The organism is Pseudoalteromonas sp. S3785 (assembly GCF_005887365.1).
Lineage (GTDB): Bacteria > Pseudomonadota > Gammaproteobacteria > Enterobacterales > Alteromonadaceae > Pseudoalteromonas.
The window spans coordinates 1-15853 of the sequence record NZ_PNCT01000088.1; the positions used below are offsets into that span (position 1 = coordinate 1).

General features: G+C 40.2%; 13 protein-coding genes and 1 riboswitch. Of the genes, 4 read left to right on the top strand and 9 right to left on the bottom strand.

Annotated elements, in window-relative coordinates; all coding sequences use genetic code 11:
• Nucleotides 1-311: 311 nt before the first annotated feature.
• A complete protein-coding gene (locus CWC17_RS17595; RefSeq protein ID WP_138614356.1) occupies nt 312-2162 on the bottom strand; it encodes a TonB-dependent receptor plug domain-containing protein in 1851 nt (616 codons plus the stop codon).
• Nucleotides 2163-2338: 176 nt separating this feature from the next.
• Here CWC17_RS17595 and CWC17_RS17600 point away from each other — a divergent pair, with 176 nt between their 5' ends.
• Nucleotides 2339-2830, top strand: coding sequence for a peptide-methionine (S)-S-oxide reductase (locus CWC17_RS17600; RefSeq protein WP_138614358.1), 492 nt, complete (start codon nt 2339-2341; stop codon nt 2828-2830).
• 6 nt (nt 2831-2836) lie between these two features.
• Here the strand turns inward: CWC17_RS17600 and CWC17_RS17605 are convergent, their stop codons facing one another.
• The 6 genes from CWC17_RS17605 to CWC17_RS17630 all read right to left on the bottom strand — a co-directional run bounded on the left by CWC17_RS17605 (nt 2837) and on the right by CWC17_RS17630 (nt 9139).
• Complete coding sequence (locus CWC17_RS17605; protein ID WP_138614360.1) at nt 2837-3202, bottom strand: hypothetical protein; 366 nt, start codon at nt 3200-3202, stop codon at nt 2837-2839.
• Nucleotides 3186-3482: a hypothetical protein gene (locus CWC17_RS17610; protein ID WP_055019788.1), complete on the bottom strand. Its 297-nt coding sequence runs from the start codon at nt 3480-3482 to the stop codon at nt 3186-3188. Before CWC17_RS17610 ends, CWC17_RS17605 begins: the two co-directional genes overlap by 17 nt.
• A 399-nt stretch (nt 3483-3881) precedes the next feature.
• Complete coding sequence (locus tag CWC17_RS17615; RefSeq protein WP_138614363.1) at nt 3882-4433, bottom strand: DUF4136 domain-containing protein; 552 nt, start codon at nt 4431-4433, stop codon at nt 3882-3884.
• Nucleotides 4434-4541: 108 nt separating this feature from the next.
• Nucleotides 4542-7319 carry an Mks condensin complex protein MksF gene (locus CWC17_RS17620; protein WP_138614365.1) on the bottom strand — a complete coding sequence of 926 codons (2778 nt, stop codon included), beginning with the start codon at nt 7317-7319 and terminating at the stop codon, nt 4542-4544.
• Nucleotides 7316-7864, bottom strand: coding sequence for a condensin complex protein MksE (locus CWC17_RS17625; protein WP_024033404.1), 549 nt, complete (start codon nt 7862-7864; stop codon nt 7316-7318). The genes CWC17_RS17620 and CWC17_RS17625 overlap by 4 nt, the downstream gene beginning before the upstream one ends.
• A 3-nt stretch (nt 7865-7867) precedes the next feature.
• Nucleotides 7868-9139: an MksB family condensin complex protein gene (locus CWC17_RS17630; RefSeq protein ID WP_138614367.1), complete on the bottom strand. Its 1272-nt coding sequence runs from the start codon at nt 9137-9139 to the stop codon at nt 7868-7870.
• Between the two features lie 211 nt (nt 9140-9350).
• On the opposite strand from CWC17_RS17630, the gene nhaD reads away from it, so the two are divergent.
• Nucleotides 9351-10598, top strand: coding sequence for a sodium:proton antiporter NhaD (nhaD, locus tag CWC17_RS17635; protein ID WP_055015187.1), 1248 nt, complete (start codon nt 9351-9353; stop codon nt 10596-10598).
• A 98-nt stretch (nt 10599-10696) separates the two neighbouring features.
• A riboswitch (Lysine riboswitch) is annotated at nt 10697-10869 on the top strand.
• A gap of 74 nt (nt 10870-10943) precedes the next feature.
• A complete protein-coding gene (gene lysC, locus CWC17_RS17640) occupies nt 10944-12329 on the top strand; it encodes a lysine-sensitive aspartokinase 3 (protein ID WP_138614369.1) in 1386 nt (461 codons plus the stop codon).
• 26 nt (nt 12330-12355) lie between these two features.
• Here the strand turns inward: lysC and CWC17_RS17645 are convergent, their stop codons facing one another.
• Nucleotides 12356-13099 carry a 4'-phosphopantetheinyl transferase family protein gene (locus tag CWC17_RS17645; RefSeq protein WP_138614371.1) on the bottom strand — a complete coding sequence of 248 codons (744 nt, stop codon included), beginning with the start codon at nt 13097-13099 and terminating at the stop codon, nt 12356-12358.
• 138 nt (nt 13100-13237) lie between these two features.
• On the opposite strand from CWC17_RS17645, the gene CWC17_RS17650 reads away from it, so the two are divergent.
• On the top strand, nt 13238-14560 hold the full coding sequence (locus CWC17_RS17650) for a sodium-dependent transporter (RefSeq protein WP_138614373.1): 1323 nt from the start codon (nt 13238-13240) through the stop codon (nt 14558-14560).
• 101 nt (nt 14561-14661) lie between these two features.
• Here the strand turns inward: CWC17_RS17650 and CWC17_RS17655 are convergent, their stop codons facing one another.
• Nucleotides 14662-15642 (bottom strand): 2-hydroxyacid dehydrogenase, encoded by a 981-nt coding sequence (locus tag CWC17_RS17655; RefSeq protein WP_138614375.1) that lies wholly within the window; start codon nt 15640-15642, stop codon nt 14662-14664.
• Nucleotides 15643-15853: the final 211 nt, after the last annotated feature.

The window sequence follows — 15853 nt, forward strand, 5'->3', positions numbered from 1 at the left end:
AGGCGCTGCGCTTTTAGAGGGAGAGATCAACTTTAAATAATAGTTGGCTTGTGTTTTCTCTTTTACTCCTCATTCACTTCTCTTTGTGCAACTTTTTAGCTTTGCTATATATAAAAACGCGCTGCTTTTTCTGGCTTAAGGCCATAAAGTCATTTATTCACAAAGAGGGGAAGAGGCGCTGCGCTTTTAGAGGAAGAGATTAACTTTAAGTAATATTTGTGCAATATTTTTTGTCTAAAATAACGCTTGTATAAAAACCACAGCGTTTACAAACCAAAATATAAATGAGTTTGTAAACGCCACTTTAATTTTTACCAGCTATACGTTGCGCTTAACGTATATTGTTCACCGCGCCCGGGTGTACCTGGTATTTCTTCAAACGACTCATCCCATAAGTTATCAGCCGCTAAAGTAATAAATAAATTGCTTAACTGAGGCGGGGTTATTTTAAGCGTTAGCTGGGTAAATAACGCGTTGTCGTGGCCGTTTCTAAGCGCGTTTTTGTGTTGTGTACGCCATTCGTTATCTATTCTAAATTCTAAAATATCTGTTGGGTTGTACACAGCGCCGAGTGTTAAACGGTGATCAGGAAAGTTTAACGCGTAAAAGCTGGCATCAATATCGGCAGCGCCATAGTTTTCTGATTTATGCAAATAGGTGTAGCTAGCAATAAGTTTTGCAGAATCAAAGTGTTTAGTCGCTAAAAATTCAACCCCTGCAGTATCAATATCAACTGGGTTAGCAAAGCGCGCAGAGGTGGAGTCAAAATTAAAGGTCCAGTCGGTTAAGTTATTATCTTTTCGATAAAAAATAGCCGAGTTTAACTGCCAGCTTTGCTCTTCAAGTAGTAAGCCTAGCTCTAAGTTTGAAGTCGTTTCGCGCTCAAGGTTGTAGTTACTTCTAAATAACCCGCCAGAATCACTGCCGCCAATGGCTGTGTAGCCTGCAACTTGGCTTGCCTGCGCGTACGATAAATAAAGAGTGTGTGCTGTGCCGTCACTATTTTGGGTGTTTAAGGTTATATCACCAATGGCAGAAACTTTAGCATCATCGCGATTTGTATCATCATACGCAGCCCCTAAACGAAAGGTAAGTTGTTGGTTTTTTAGCGCTATTGTGTATTCAGGCAATATACTCAGCTTGTAATACTTTCGTGAGGTAAAGTTGTTTTCAAGTGTGGTTGATTCAATCGAGTCATCAATAAATTGTGCTGAGTAATTTATTGCCAGTGCATCGCTTTGTGCATGGCGGCCCGAAAGAGCAAGTGATTTAACTTCACTTTTATGAAACGCTTCAAATGCACTTGGGTTTTCACGCGAATAAATATAGTGATCGTCATGGGTACGGTAATATGCCGATACTTCAAAATTGCTGTTTTCAGCGTAATTTTGTTTGTGATTAACCATCCAAAGGCGGGTTTCTAAATCTTCTGTTTCGTTAACGCCAAAAGGGGTATATAAGTTAGGCCAGCCAAAAAACTTATCTTGCGAGCCATAAAATAAATCGGTTTGGCTATGCTCGCTTACTAATTGCAGGCGAGCTGAGGCGCGCGAAAAGTCATGGTCACCATTATCAATAGTGCCATCACTTTGCGAGTGAGAGTACTCACCTTCAAAGCCCAGGGTATAGTTAGCTAAGTTATCAAGTTGTGTGTTTTTAGCAGCGTGGATACTTTGCAGGTTAAAGTCGTTTGTGCCAGTACCAAGCGATACACTACCGCCAGTAATAATTGGTTTCCAACCAAACGAAACCGTACCTACAGAGCTGTTCATACCGTATAGTGCGTTATCGGCACCGGTTAAAACTGCTGGGCCGCTTAGCATTTGCGGTGCAATAGGTATTTCAGCAAAATAATGACCAGATTGCGGGTCAAGTAGGGTAGTACTGCCGACTCTAAAACCGGTATTTTCAAAAATTCCACCACGAATAGTTACATCAGCTTGCGCCTCAGCCATATTACGCGACTGTAAATCAACACGCGGGTCATACTCTAAATTAGAAATAGGCGAGTCAAATGTACCGACAGGCAGTTTATTCGCTGTAGGCGAAGCTTCAACCGTTATTTGCTCGATTGATGACTCATCAGGTAGCGTATTGGCATCAACAAATGGGGTAACGCTGCATAACAGTGCAGGTAATATAATGTGTGGTGTGCGGCTCATGTGTTTCTCGTCGTTTTTTATTTGTAGCGGCGGTTACAATTAATTTCAAAGCTTATATTTGAGCATGATAAAATAACTAAATGTAACAGCAGACATTTTGTGCGCGATTGTACATTAATTTGTTAATAACTGCATTTGATAACCATTCACACTTTTCTCATTAGGTAACATTTATAATGGATACTAAAGAACACAATACTATTTACATTGCTGGTGGCTGCCTGTGGGGTGTACAAGAGTTTATGAAACACTTACCAGGTGTAATAAGTACTGAAGCAGGGCGCGCTAATGGAACAAGCAAAACGACAGGTGGCGAATACGATGGTTATGCAGAATGCGTAAAGGTAATTTTTGACCCAAACGCCGTTAGCCTAAATAAGCTGTTTGACTACTTTTTTGAAATTATTGACCCATACAGTATTAATAAACAAGGAGATGACGTAGGCCCTAAATACCGCACTGGTATTTACAGTAAACACCAAAACCATTTAGACGCAGCAAGCAATTATATAAATAAGCGCAGTGATGCCGAAAAAGTTGTAGTAGGCGTTGAGAAGCTTACCAATTACGTACCAAGCGATGCAGAGCATCAAGACCGTTTAACCAACCACCCAGATGACTATTGCCATATACCCTTTGAGTTATTGTATAAATACAAAACGAGTTAATAAAAACTATTGTTTATTTTTTCTTTGAGCTTTTTTGCTTAGCTTTTTCTCTTTTTTACGCGGAAACATGTCTCTGCTTAGGTATGGTACTGCTAAAAAAAAGATCCCACATCCTAAGTAAAAAAGAAGGTTAAAAATATAAGCAAATGGAGAGATCGAGAAAAAATAAACCTCAGATTCAACACGATAATCTGTTGGTGTATGAACATAACCGTCGTATATAGATTTGACCGTTATTATTATCAGCAACAGCCCTAAAGCAAAAGAAAACAAGGAGAATGCTATTTGATTTAATAACATTCTGGTATTACTAATATTAGCGTATTTTATTTTTGGCTTCTTTTTTGTTTTTTTATTATTTGATTTCTTCATGTTTACCAAAAAAAGTAATAAGCATAGCTATAAATATTCCAACAAAGCCAACGGTTGAGAAAACCAAGCTATATTCACTTTTAATGCTGAAAATATTTAGCAGACTAGTTATTAACAAAAGTGATATTCCAGCAGCTTTTATAATTTCTAGTGTTTTATTCAAACGTATCCATGTTTGACAAGATGGGCACTCGACTTCAAAAAATATCCCTTTTTTATTAGTATTTTTTATATCTCTATTATTGATTTTATTCTGACAGCTAGGGCATGTAGGTTTCATTTTAATCCTTTATTTAACCTTTTTAATTTCTCTTAATACTTTAGAATCAATATAGCTTGATCTGCGGTTTACTGTAAATACCAGTATTTGGGAGTGATGTAAGTGTTTGTGCTCCTTTAGCTAATGTAAGACCTATTTATAAAGTAATTCTGCCAAAGCTATTATAGGAGGGCTTAAAATTTGAATTATAAGAAATCATAAGTAATTAGAGGCTGCGCTTCTCGCGCAAGCAAGCTTAGCGCCTACAAGTAAAGCTTAACCGATGTTTTGTAGACATGCAGCTTGCTGACGTGATGAGCACAGCTCGTAATTATTTAGCTCTGCAGCACCAAAATATACACGCATCAAAAAAGCTCACATATTGTGAGCTTTTAAAAGTTACTTAACGCCAATTTTAACTTACTGCTGCTTTTGCGGCGGGAAGTTGCTTAAAATATTAGTGACTGTTTCTTTAATTGACGCTTCGCGTTGCTCAGGCGATTGTTTTTTCTTTAAACGGCCTTCTTTTGCACCGCGCCATATCAGCTGGTTTGATTCGCGGTCAATAATATCAATCACTAACGTACCCACTTCGTATTCGCGGGCGCTAATATCGCGTTGAAAACCTGTACCCCAGTATCCCCAACGTGCGCCGTAGCCTACGTTAAAGCTGTCTACTTCAAGCTCTTTATCTACCGATGCATGGTAGTTAACTAATACGTCAGCTTGTGCGGCGTCAACTAGGGTCATACCTAATGTTTGGCTAAGTTCTTTATTAACAGCCGTACGTACGCGTTTTTCCATTAAACCGTTAATTTGGTAGTTTGTGGTGTCTTTGGTTAGGCTCGCGTTTTCTACCCAAGCAAATGTTTTAAAATTACTAAAGTTGGCTGATTTGTCGTAATCCCAATCTGGGGTTTGCGTACAGGCTGTAAGTAATGCCAGCGCTGCAACAATAAGTATATTTTTCATTACGTTTGCTCCAATAAAATGCGTTAATTTAAAATAACACACATGGTTTAAATGTGTATTAGTTTAACGTCCTATATTTTAGTTTAGTTAGTTTGCCTTAACGGCCAATTAACTGAGTTCAACTTCTATCCAGTCTTTTTCGTCTACCCAATTTTGTGCGCCATCCTTTACTGAACGAATAGGTACAATGTAATCACAGCTTACCTGCGGCTTAACCGAGGCAAAAATTGGCACAAAGCCAAAGCTCAATGCGGTTTCTATGATTGCTTTTTGGTTTTGCGGGTCGATATCGGCCGCTTCATCTATATAAATAGGTATACGGTAAAGGTTTTGTTCTTGATCGCTTAATAAGTAACGAATAAACAACATGCCACATAATAACTTAATGGTGATACGTGTGCCGTTTGAACCGGCTGAATCGATTTTTTCAAAGTGTTCGGTTTCGCCTGCGCGGTTTACCACTTCAAAACGAATGTCGAACAAATCAGTTAAGGTTAGGCCAGCTTTATCTGAGGCAAGTTTTATTAAGTGATCTTTCGCTTCGTTTACTGCGCTTTCGCTGTAGGGTTCCTGGCTTAATAAATCAAGGGTATCGCCTTGCTCAAACTGATGCGACGTGCTGATAATAGTATCAATACTATCAACCAGCATTTTGCGCGGTATCACGTTAATTTTAAACGCTTGAAGGTTAGAAATACGGTGCTGGCTTATGCCTTTATTAAAGCTATTCATTTCGCGACGAAGACGGTCTAAATCTTCACGCAAGCCTTTAATGGTTGCGGCTACTTCAGTCAGGGCTACGCGACCTTGGCGCTCAACAGCATCGCGTTCGTTATCAAGGTTATGAAACGCGCTAATCAACTTTTGGTATTTAGTAAATTCGTCGTTTTCGTTATCGAACTTAGTAATGCCTGCGTTATATACATGCAAATAGGTATTACGCACGTTTATGTCAAAATTGCGCAGCTCTTGGCAGTCTTTATTAAAGTGATGTACTAGGTCGCTTAAGTTATCAAAGTCGACTGTTATATCAATCATGTATGGGGTTACTTTCCCGCTGTATAAATCAAGCGTGTGGTCAATTCGCTCGCTTTTAACTTGGCGAAGGCGCTCGGTTTGGCGATTAATTTGCTCTTGTTTAGATTTAATTAACGAGCGTCTGTCTGCAATTGAACCACTATTTTTTTGAATATCTTGCAGGTAGTCGTCAACTTGTTCGCGCTCTGCTAATAATTGCTCTTTTAGCATGGCTTGCGCTTCTACCGACTGCTGCATTACCTCAAATTGCTCTAAGCGTTTAAGTGCGCTTTCTGCGCTCAATAGCTCATCATAAAGTGCATCTTTTTCTTTTTGTTTCTCTGCCACGTTGGCAGCTACTTCGCGCTGTTGTTTAAACTCTTTTAAGGAGCGTTCAAGCGCGTCTAATTGAGCGCTAAGCTGGGCTTTGTTTTCGCCGCTTTGCATTTGTACAGGCGAGAGTTTTTTAAGCTTAATGCTTGCCCCTGGAAGGGTTAGCACACCGCCTTTAACGTTTTCACTTAATAGCGATAAAAATTCCCCAAAGGCGTCTTCGTCATCAATGGTTATATCGCCCTGGCTGGTGGTTGCAAACGAGAGTAGGTCGGGATTTAAAATGCGCGATATTTCTTCTACTTCTTTGAGTGATAGGTCTTCGCGCATACGAGTAAACAAATTAAACTCAAGGTTTTTAAGCTGTAGTTTTAAACTTTTTATTTGTTTTTGGGTTTCGCTAATGCGGTAATCAAGCGTATGTAGGCTTTGCCCTTGTGCGCTGGTAATAGAGTGCGAAAGCGACTCGTAATCTTGCTTTAGTTGCGCAAGGTTTGCTTTAAGGGTGGCTTTATTTACCAGTTCAAACTCGCTTTTAAGGGCGCTGTAATCTAAAAACCATTGCTCAATTTGGGTTTGTTTGCGCTCTATATCGCGCGATTGCTGCACGTATAAGCTTTGCTTTTGTTCAAACTCGTGTTTTTCGTGCTCTATATCTTCAAGGGCAATGGCGAGTTCGCTTAGTTGCTCTTCTTGGTAGGTGTCAAAGTCTATTAGTGCTTGGTCAATTTTAGGTGCGTAAGCTGCTAACTTACCTTTAAGCACGGTTTGGTTTTCAAGCATTGATTCAAGCGCACTTATTGGCTCTTGCATTGATTCAAGCGCTTTTAATTCGCGTTTAGCGCGGTTTACTTTATCAAACGAGCGACGCCATACTTCATAAAAGTCCACTTTAGAGTTTGACATATGGCGCTCAAACACACGTAACATAAAGCGTTTAACATCGCTTGCGCCTAATTTGTGTAAGTTAAGAATACGCCTAAATATTTCTTTATAAATGGCGGAGTCTTGCACGTTATTAAGCGGGATCATTTTTAAATTAATGTCGCCGTCAAAGGGCGTTGCGCCACCGGTAAGTAGGGCGTTTAGCTCTTGTGCTTTTAGCTCTATTGGGTTGTAACCTTGCGTTTTTAAATGATTAAACAGCTTGGTAAACTTAATTATGGTATTACCTTGCGTGTACTGCGCTAAATCAAGTTTGCCCTGATAACAAAAGTACTGATGCGCATAACCGGCTATTTTACCAAGGCCTGCGACCCCAATTACGACCGAGCCATGAGGGAGGTTAGCTTCGAGTAAAATGTACGATTGATCCGATGAAAAATAAAATTTACGGGTTTCATCTAAATCATGGCCGTCCCATTCGGTTAGGCGCAAATCGTTTATTAGCGGAAATTGCAGGGCGTTAATAACCGAGCTTTTACCGGTATTGTTTGGCGCACAAATAGAGCTGCTTTTATCAAGTGGGATCACACACTTTGCATAGCCTGCGGTATTAAGTAGGGCGAGTTTACTCAGTCCGTATAGATTTTTCATTGCTCGTCCTCCGTAATGTAAGTTTCTTCATTTACTTCCATGAGTGCATCAATGTAACGGTGAATAGGCGCTTGTAGCATAAAGCCGCCTTCTACTTCGCGGGCAAGGCCTAAACGTACCATGCGCAGGTAAACGTCTTTTCGTAAATCTGAGCCCGAAAAGATCTCAAGCTGATCAAACAAATGTTTGTTAATTTGCACTAAGGTTTGCATCAGTTCTAAATCGTTTACTTCATCAAATAGGGCGCGCATTGGGTCTTTACCTGTATTGGCAAAGTGCTCAATTAAAATGTAAATGGTTAGCGCAATAGCACGGGATATTTTACCCATATTCGGTGTACTTTCGTCGCTGGCAAAATAGTAAAAGCCACGGCTGTCGTGTTTTAGATCGTGGCCCAGGGCGCTAAATAAGGCGCTGTAAGATTCTATGTGTTGGTCAAGTTCTTGCCACATTACGTTGTCTTGTTCGCAAATATGATAACCCGCGCCTAATTTTTTATTAATGGCTTGCAGGTGTGTTAGCTCGTCTAGGTTTATATGTGTCATGTGTTACTCGTCTGCCTGTGTATCTGGCTGAGGCGCTGAATTAAATGGGTATAACGAAAAATGTTGGCCGGCAATTTTTATGCGCGCTTTTTCATCGCTTTGGCTAATGTGAATTTCACTGTCGCTGACTAATTTTTGATATAAAAATAGCATTTCGTCGGCCTCTAACTCGGGGTAGCTTTCGTCTAAAAATTGCAGCAATGGCTGAGGCTTTTTACGCTTTTTATTGGAGCGTTTTGCAAAGGTTTTTTTAACATCGTGGTAATCAGGAATGTTTGGCGTTACAAACGCCGGTACGTCTTGTTGCTCTGGAAGCTGGTATTCTTCGTGTTCAAACTCTACCAAGCTTGCCATGTAGGCTACTATATGGCGATGTTGCCCAAGCGAGTAACGTTGCGCATCACTTACAAAGTTTGGTTGCACCGCACTTAGCATGTTATCTACGCCATTTTTACGCACCAGGCCAAGCACTTTTGCCGCTTGGCGGGTAATTAAATTATTACGGCGTAGCTCTTCGCGCAGTGGCATAAGCATATCGGCACTTTTACGTAAGCTTTCTCGGCCAATCAAATGCATTTCGAGTATACGGGTACGTAATTGCTCAAGCATGCGTTTGTCGTTGTAGGCCTTACCCGAGCGTTCAATGTGCTCTATTTGCTTACTTATTTGTTGCTCAATAAGTGTAAAGCAGGCATGAAAGTCGCCTCTAATATCGACCATTTCAAGCATGGGCTCTATGTATTCGTCAAAGGCCTCTATTACGGCTTTGTATCGCTTTTGCAAAGATTGCACAGCGTGATCAGATTTAGCCTGCTCAACAATATTTAATATGGCGTTTTCGTTGTGTGCGTAAAGCTTCATTATTTTACGCACCCGATCATCCATAATGCGGCTATAGCGGCGTAAATCGTCATAATCTTCCATGCTACCTGCGTTATCCAAACGGTTTCCTAGGCGCGCTAAATCATCCACTAAAACGCTAATTTCTTGTGCTAAGCCTAGGTGTTCTTCTTGTAATAAAAAGGTGGCAAAATCGGCTATTGCACGGTTAATTTCAAGCTGCGAAGACTTAGCCAATGGAATAAGTATATCTTGATTGAGCAAACGATTTGTTTCTTTGTATATGCGCTCGTTTGTCCACGTAGGCTGTTTTTGTTTAATAGCGTTTTGTACGTCTTTTAGGCTAAAGTCGGCCATTTTAAAACGTTTAAATAATAGCTCTAAAACACCCCAATGTTCGCTAAGGGTATTTAGCAGCTTTTTAGCTGGGATCATATGAGGTTACAACATCCTAGTATTTTATTATTGAGTTCTCAAAGTTGACTCATTATTACGTATTCTACCAGTAAATAGTATTCGTTTTTAAGACCATTTAATAATAGTTTTTGCATGAGGGCGGTGCTAAAATTCGCGCCGAAATTGGGCACGCACAAAGGAGTGATTTTTGTGTGTTCTTTAAAACTATATCAAAGGTTATTTAACTACCATGGTCCCCTCGATAATTTTAACCCTAATAGCGATTGCCTTCTTACTGATCGTTATAGAAGATATAATTCACGTAAATAAAGCTAAAACAACGCTATTTTTTGGCACGCTTTGTTGGATTATACTTTTTGTTAACCCTCTTCATGGGCAAAGCCCCACCGAAATTCAGCACCTTTTAAACGAAAACATACTAGAAATAGCCTCACTTTGGCTGTTTTTAATGGCCGCCATGACCTTTGTTGCGTATTTAAATTCTAAAGGGTTTATAGAAAACATAGTGCATCGGGTAATGCCTAAAAGCATTAGCGAGCGACAACTTATGTTTTTAGTGGGCGGGTTTGCTTTTTTGTTTTCGTCTATTTCTGACAACGTAACCGCTACCCTTATATCACTTGCTGTGGTTATGTCGTTACAGCTTGAAGCTAAAAAGCTGATTAAATACGCCACACTTATTGTGTTTGGGGTTAACTCTGGCGGTGTATCGTTAATAACCGGTGATGTAACCACCTTAATGATATTTTTAGATGGCAAAGTGTCTATTGCCAACTTATTACTGCTTATAGCGCCTGCGTTTATAAGTGTGATGTTACTAGCGCTTTTGCTCTCTATTGGTATGAAAGGGAAAATAGAGTTCCAAGGCTCGCAAAAAAAACGCATAGAAAAAACCGACATTACTATTGCCATTATATTTTTATCAACCGTGGTAAGTACGTTAACACTTAGCGTAATTTACAGCGTACCGCCGCTACTTACATTTTTATTTGGTTTGTCGGTTATGTTTTTAGTGGCGCAATTTTTAATGCGTAAAAAAGATATAAACAAAGACATAATAGACTTTGTGCGCGACATAGAATATGACACGCTACTGTTTTTCGTTGGGGTTTTATTATTGGTAGGGGCATTAAAAGAGATTGGCATTTTAAGTAAATTTACCGATTTATACGCAATAATGTCACCTGAGTACGCTAACTACTTAATGGGCATATTATCTGCAGGGGTTGATAATGTACCGCTTACCGCAGCCTTATTAAAAGCAGATATAGTAATGAGCCAACAGCATTGGTTGTCGTTTACCTATGCAACAGGGGTAGGTGGGTCAATGCTAATAATTGGTTCAGCAGCGGGTATAATTGCAATGAGCAAACTTAAAGCACTTACTTTTACTAGTTATTTTAAATTATCACTGCAATTATTAATTTGTTATACCGTAGGTTATACAGGCGCATATTTTATGGGTAGCTTTGTTTAATTTTACTATAAATGCTTGACACCTAGACGTCTAAACGATAACTTTCAAAGCCCCGCTAATTAGCGGGGCTTTGTTTTATTTAGCCAATGGTTAATAAAGCATTCAGAAGAGGTGCGATACTTAGGTATTTAATGGTAGGTGACGAACGCCCATAACCATTAAAGAGGGAAGTACTCGCCGAGGAAAACAAAGTTACGTCGACAATGTTTTTCGGTTTATGGGGCTGAATCCCCAAAACTGTCACCAACTTAGGTGGAGAGCTTCTGGCAGCGGACACATCAAATATATTCCTTTGCCAAGTTCTTCTTGTTTTTCAGCGGTCTGGATACCGCGAAAGGAGACGAAATGACTACCCAATCAGTGCCACAAACAGTATCAGGCGCAAAATCAGATTACATCGTTGCCAAATTTGGCGGAACCAGTGTTGCAAACTTTGAAGCGATGAGTCGTTGCAGCGAAATTATTGTTGCAGATAAAAGCGTACGTATTGTTGTTGTGAGCGCCAGTGCCGGCGTAACTAACCACTTAGTTGCATTGTGCAAACCCGACCTTAGTAAAGAACAACGCCAAGAGCACATAGATGGCGTATTGGCTATTCAGCAGGCTATTTTAGATGAGTTGTCGCTTGATGCCGATTTAGCCGTAGGCTTTAACGAAACATTAAAAGCATTCCAAACACTAGCCCTGGAAACACTCAATACAGATCAACAACATGATGAATTACTTAGCTTTGGTGAGCGCTTGTCGTCTTACTTATTTGCGCAAGTGCTGCGTTTAAAAGGCTTAAATGCTGACCGTTTTGATGTACGAAAAGTACTTAAAACCGATAGCCAGTTTGGTAAAGCAACACCTAATGTTAAAGCTACAGCGCAAGCGGCTAAAGAAGTATTAATTCCGCTACTAGATGAGCAAGTAATTGTGACTCAAGGTTTTGTGGGCAGGGATGAGTTTGGCCAAACAACCACGCTTGGCCGTGGTGGCTCAGATTACAGCGCAGCATTACTTGCAGAGGCAATCAACGCTAAAAGCGTACATATTTGGACCGATGTAGTGGGTATATTTAGCACCGACCCTCGTTTGTGTGCAAAAGCAACACCAATTGCCCGTTTAAGCTTTGACGAAGCCGCAGAAATGGCCACCTTTGGGGCAAAGGTTTTACACCCAGCCACTATTTTACCAGCCAGCCGTAGTCACATTAATGTATTTGTAGGCTCAAGCCGTGAGCCAGAGCGCGGTGGCACGTGGATTGAGCGCGAAAAATCTCAGCAGCCGGGTATACGCGCTGTAACGCAACGTAAAAACCAAATATTGCTTACTCTTAAAAGCCCTGAAATGCTATTAGCAAGTGGCTTTTTAGCCCGTGTATTTACCATTTTAAGTGAGTTTAATATATCGGTCGATTTAGTGACAACGTCAGAAATAAGCGTAGCGATTACCCTTGATAACGCGCCTAATGCCTCGCGCCCCGAGCTTGAGCAAGCGTGTTTAGATAAGCTTGCTGAATTTTGCCATGTATCGGTTGAAAATAACTTAACGTTAGTGGCGCTTATAGGCTCTGAAATACAGCTACGCCAGCACGAAATGAATTTAATGAATGTTCTAAAAGAGTTTAATATTCGTTTAATTTGCCACGGTGCAAGTAAGCACAACCTTTGCTTTTTAGTAGAGCAGGGCGAATCTGATACTGTAGTACAAGCAATACATAGCCGCTTATTAGAAAGCGCTGCCTAAGCTTATAAAGCCAAGTTATTAAGTATTTAAGTTATTAAATTATTGAGCAAAAAGCACCGCCAGTCGGTGCTTTTTTTATGTGCCACGCTTACATCAAATAGCGCATTGGCACACGCTATATTGTTGCTCGTTGCTACAAGGTTTTGCTGTGAGAACTCACTAAATACATTTGGGCTAAGCAATTGCGCTATAGGGCGGTTAGTTGCTTTAGCGAGCGCCTCTTTTAAAGTCCAAATTCTAAAGAATGTGTACGCTTGGTCCACAATAGCAGTAGGTGCGGTAATTAAGTCAATTTCAGCTTTATTGTAAAAATGTTTAGCGAGCTTTTCGAATGGGCGTTTTAAGCTTATTTTTTCAATATCAAACCCAAACTCTGTATTAGTAACATTAAGAGCTACACCCACTAAGCCATGTGAGTGCGAAATACACGTATTAATAACGCTGCGGTTTACATGGAGCTGAAGTTTTGAGCATTTTTCATTAAAGTGGGTGCTCATTTTATTAAGCGGTACGTGCGCGTATTGGGGCTGAGTATGCTTTGTAAGCTGCTTTAGCAATATACGCGATGCTAAATATTCTTGCTTTGCTTGCATGCGTTTACGGCGATTTATAACGCTTAGTTCAAATGGGCTTAGGTACTGGGTTAAATCGAGGTGTTCTACTTTAAGTGTGTTGGCATTAAACACTAAAATAGTATTGTTGCTACGGGGTAAATCGCTATAAAAAGAGGGAGCAATACTTAGGGTGTTTTTAAAAAAATGGTTAGTCATACACGCTTAAATTAAGAGAGTGCTGTAATAATGAGCGGTTAACAGCGCTTATTTATGCCAACAGCAATTTTATTACTCAGTTGGCATTAAATATGGTTTAATTCACAATAATCAAAGAATAACAGAATTTGTAGATGTATGGCACAAGTGCGTGATGGATTTCAAAGCCGTTTTGGTTTTGTTTTAGCCGCTGCAGGCGCAGCAGTGGGTTTAGGTAATATATGGGGTTTTCCTACGCAAGCGGCCAACCATGGTGGCGGTGCATTTTTATTGGTTTACTTTGTTGTTATATTTTTACTTGCGCTACCTGCGCTTTATACCGAGCTTTATTTAGGGCACCAAGCACAAGCAAACCCAGTAAAAGCATTAGGGAATGCGTGGCAAAATACCAACAAAAGAGTTGGGGCTGCGGCGGGGTATATAGGCCTTGCGGGCGCTGTGGTTATGCTTAGCTTTTATTCTATTGTAGCTGGGTGGATGCTTTCATACGCTATTGAACCCATAACGTCATTTTTAGGCTTTGATGGCGCTAGCGAGTTTTTACATAGCGACTCGGTACTGCGCAATTTTATATTTACCCCGCTTATGCTTATTTTAACCGCCAGCATTATTTTAAAAGGGGTTAAATCGGGTATTGAAACCTGGTCGCGCCGCTTAATGCCGTTACTATTAGTTTTATTGGTTGGTTTAATTGTTTATATAGCCAGCCTTGAGGGTGCAAGCGAAGGCTTTGCTGCGTATTTAATACCTGATTTTAGCCAAGTGCTCGACCCTAATTTAATTATTGCAGCTATGGGGCAGGCGTTTTTCTCACTCTCATTAGGTGTAGGTTGCATGATGATTTACGGCTCGTATTTACAGCCCGATGCTAACCTGCCAAAACTAACCGCAAGCGTTGCACTGCTTGATACCAGCGTGGCATTTTTAGCAGGCTTACTTATTGTGCCAGCAATTTACGTTGCACAACACAATGGGGTTGAGGTGTTTAGTGGCGGTAAACTAATTGGCGAAGGGCAGCTTATATTTGCTATTTTGCCAGAGCTATTTAGCACGATGGGTGAAATAGGTTTACTAATAGGCTTGTTGTTTTTTGTACTAATGTCGATTGCCTCGGTTACATCAACTATTTCAACCACCGAAATACCCGTTGCCTTTTTAGTCGAAAACCACCGCGTAGATCGTACTAAAGCCACGTGGGCTGTCAGTTTAATTGTGCTTGTATGCGCAAGTGCCATTATATTAAATTTTGAGTGGTTATTTGGTTTAGTTATTATGTTGTTTACCCAATACCAATTACCGCTTATGGGCTTGTTTTACTTTGTTACCGCAGGATGGATGTGGCAGCGTGGTAATAAATTGCGCCAGGCAACCACAGGGGCGCATTATTGGTTTGCACAGTATATTCGCTTTGTGTGCCCAATATTAATGACCCTTGTTTTTGCAAACGTTGCGTTTGGTTAATTATCATCAGGCCATAAAGTAACTGATAAATAAAATAAAAAAGCGAAGTAAGTTTAAAGCTTACTTCGCTTTTTTGTGCCTACTAATTAAAGGTAAATAATTTATAAAACTTCATTAGTGAGTTGCTTACCTTGGTTTATTTCCAGCGCATTTTGTAAGGTGGTATTAGCAATCTCGGTAAGTGCTTCTTGGGTAAAAAAGCCTTGATGGCCAGTGACTAATACATTTTTAAAGCTCACTAAGCGCGAGAATATATCGTCTTGGTTTATTTCATCGCTATGGTTTTTAAAAAACAGCTCAGACTCCTGCTCGTATACGTCGAGCCCTAAATACCCAAGCTTTTTAGTTTTAAGCGCGTTTATACAGGCTTTGCTATTAAGTAGCGCGCCACGCGAGGTATTAATAAGCATAACGCCGGGTTTCATTTTATTAAACGCGTCATCGTTTATTAAGTGGTGTGTGTGCTCGTTCAATGGGCAGTGCAGTGAAATTATATCGCTTTGCGTAAGCAGCGAATCTAAATCGGTAATGGTGTAATTGCCAGGTGTTGCATAAGGATCGCACACTAAAATATGCGCGCCAAAGCCATTTAATATTTTACAAAGTGCAAGGCCAATTTTACCACAGCCTATAATTCCAACTATTTTGCCATGTAAGTTAAAACCTAATAAACCGTTTAAATCAAAATTGTCTTCGCGTACGCGGTTATAGGCTTTATGTGTTTTACGACTAAGGGTAAGCATAAGTGCCACACAGTGCTCAGCTACGGCTTCTGGGCTGTATGCGGGTACTCGTAATACCTTAATGTTGTGTGCTTTAGCGACAACTAAATCAACATTATTAAACCCCGCACAGCGAAGTAAAATAGTGCTCACACCAAGCTCTGCCAATTGCTCTATTACGACGGCATTAACAGTGTCGTTTACAAATACACACACCGCATCAAACCCTTTAGCAAGCAGTACTGTTTGCTCGTTAAGCGCTTGCTCAAAGTAACAAACCTCTATTTGAGGGTGTTTACTAATACTGCGCTCAAAAAATGGCTGCTCGTATTTTTGCGTACTAAAAAAAGCAATGTTCATGTTATTTACTCCAAAGCCTAGCTGTTATAGCAATCCGCATAATCAAGTGAGCTATTTTGAGGATGGAAGAACGTGTTGATAGCAAGGCAAAAAAATTCGCTATTTAGTTGTTCTACATGAGAATATTTTAACGCGGATAGCGAAACGTTTAGCCCCGCAAAATGATTTGATTGTAGTGCGGATTGGTATTAAATTTTTATGCACTGATTTT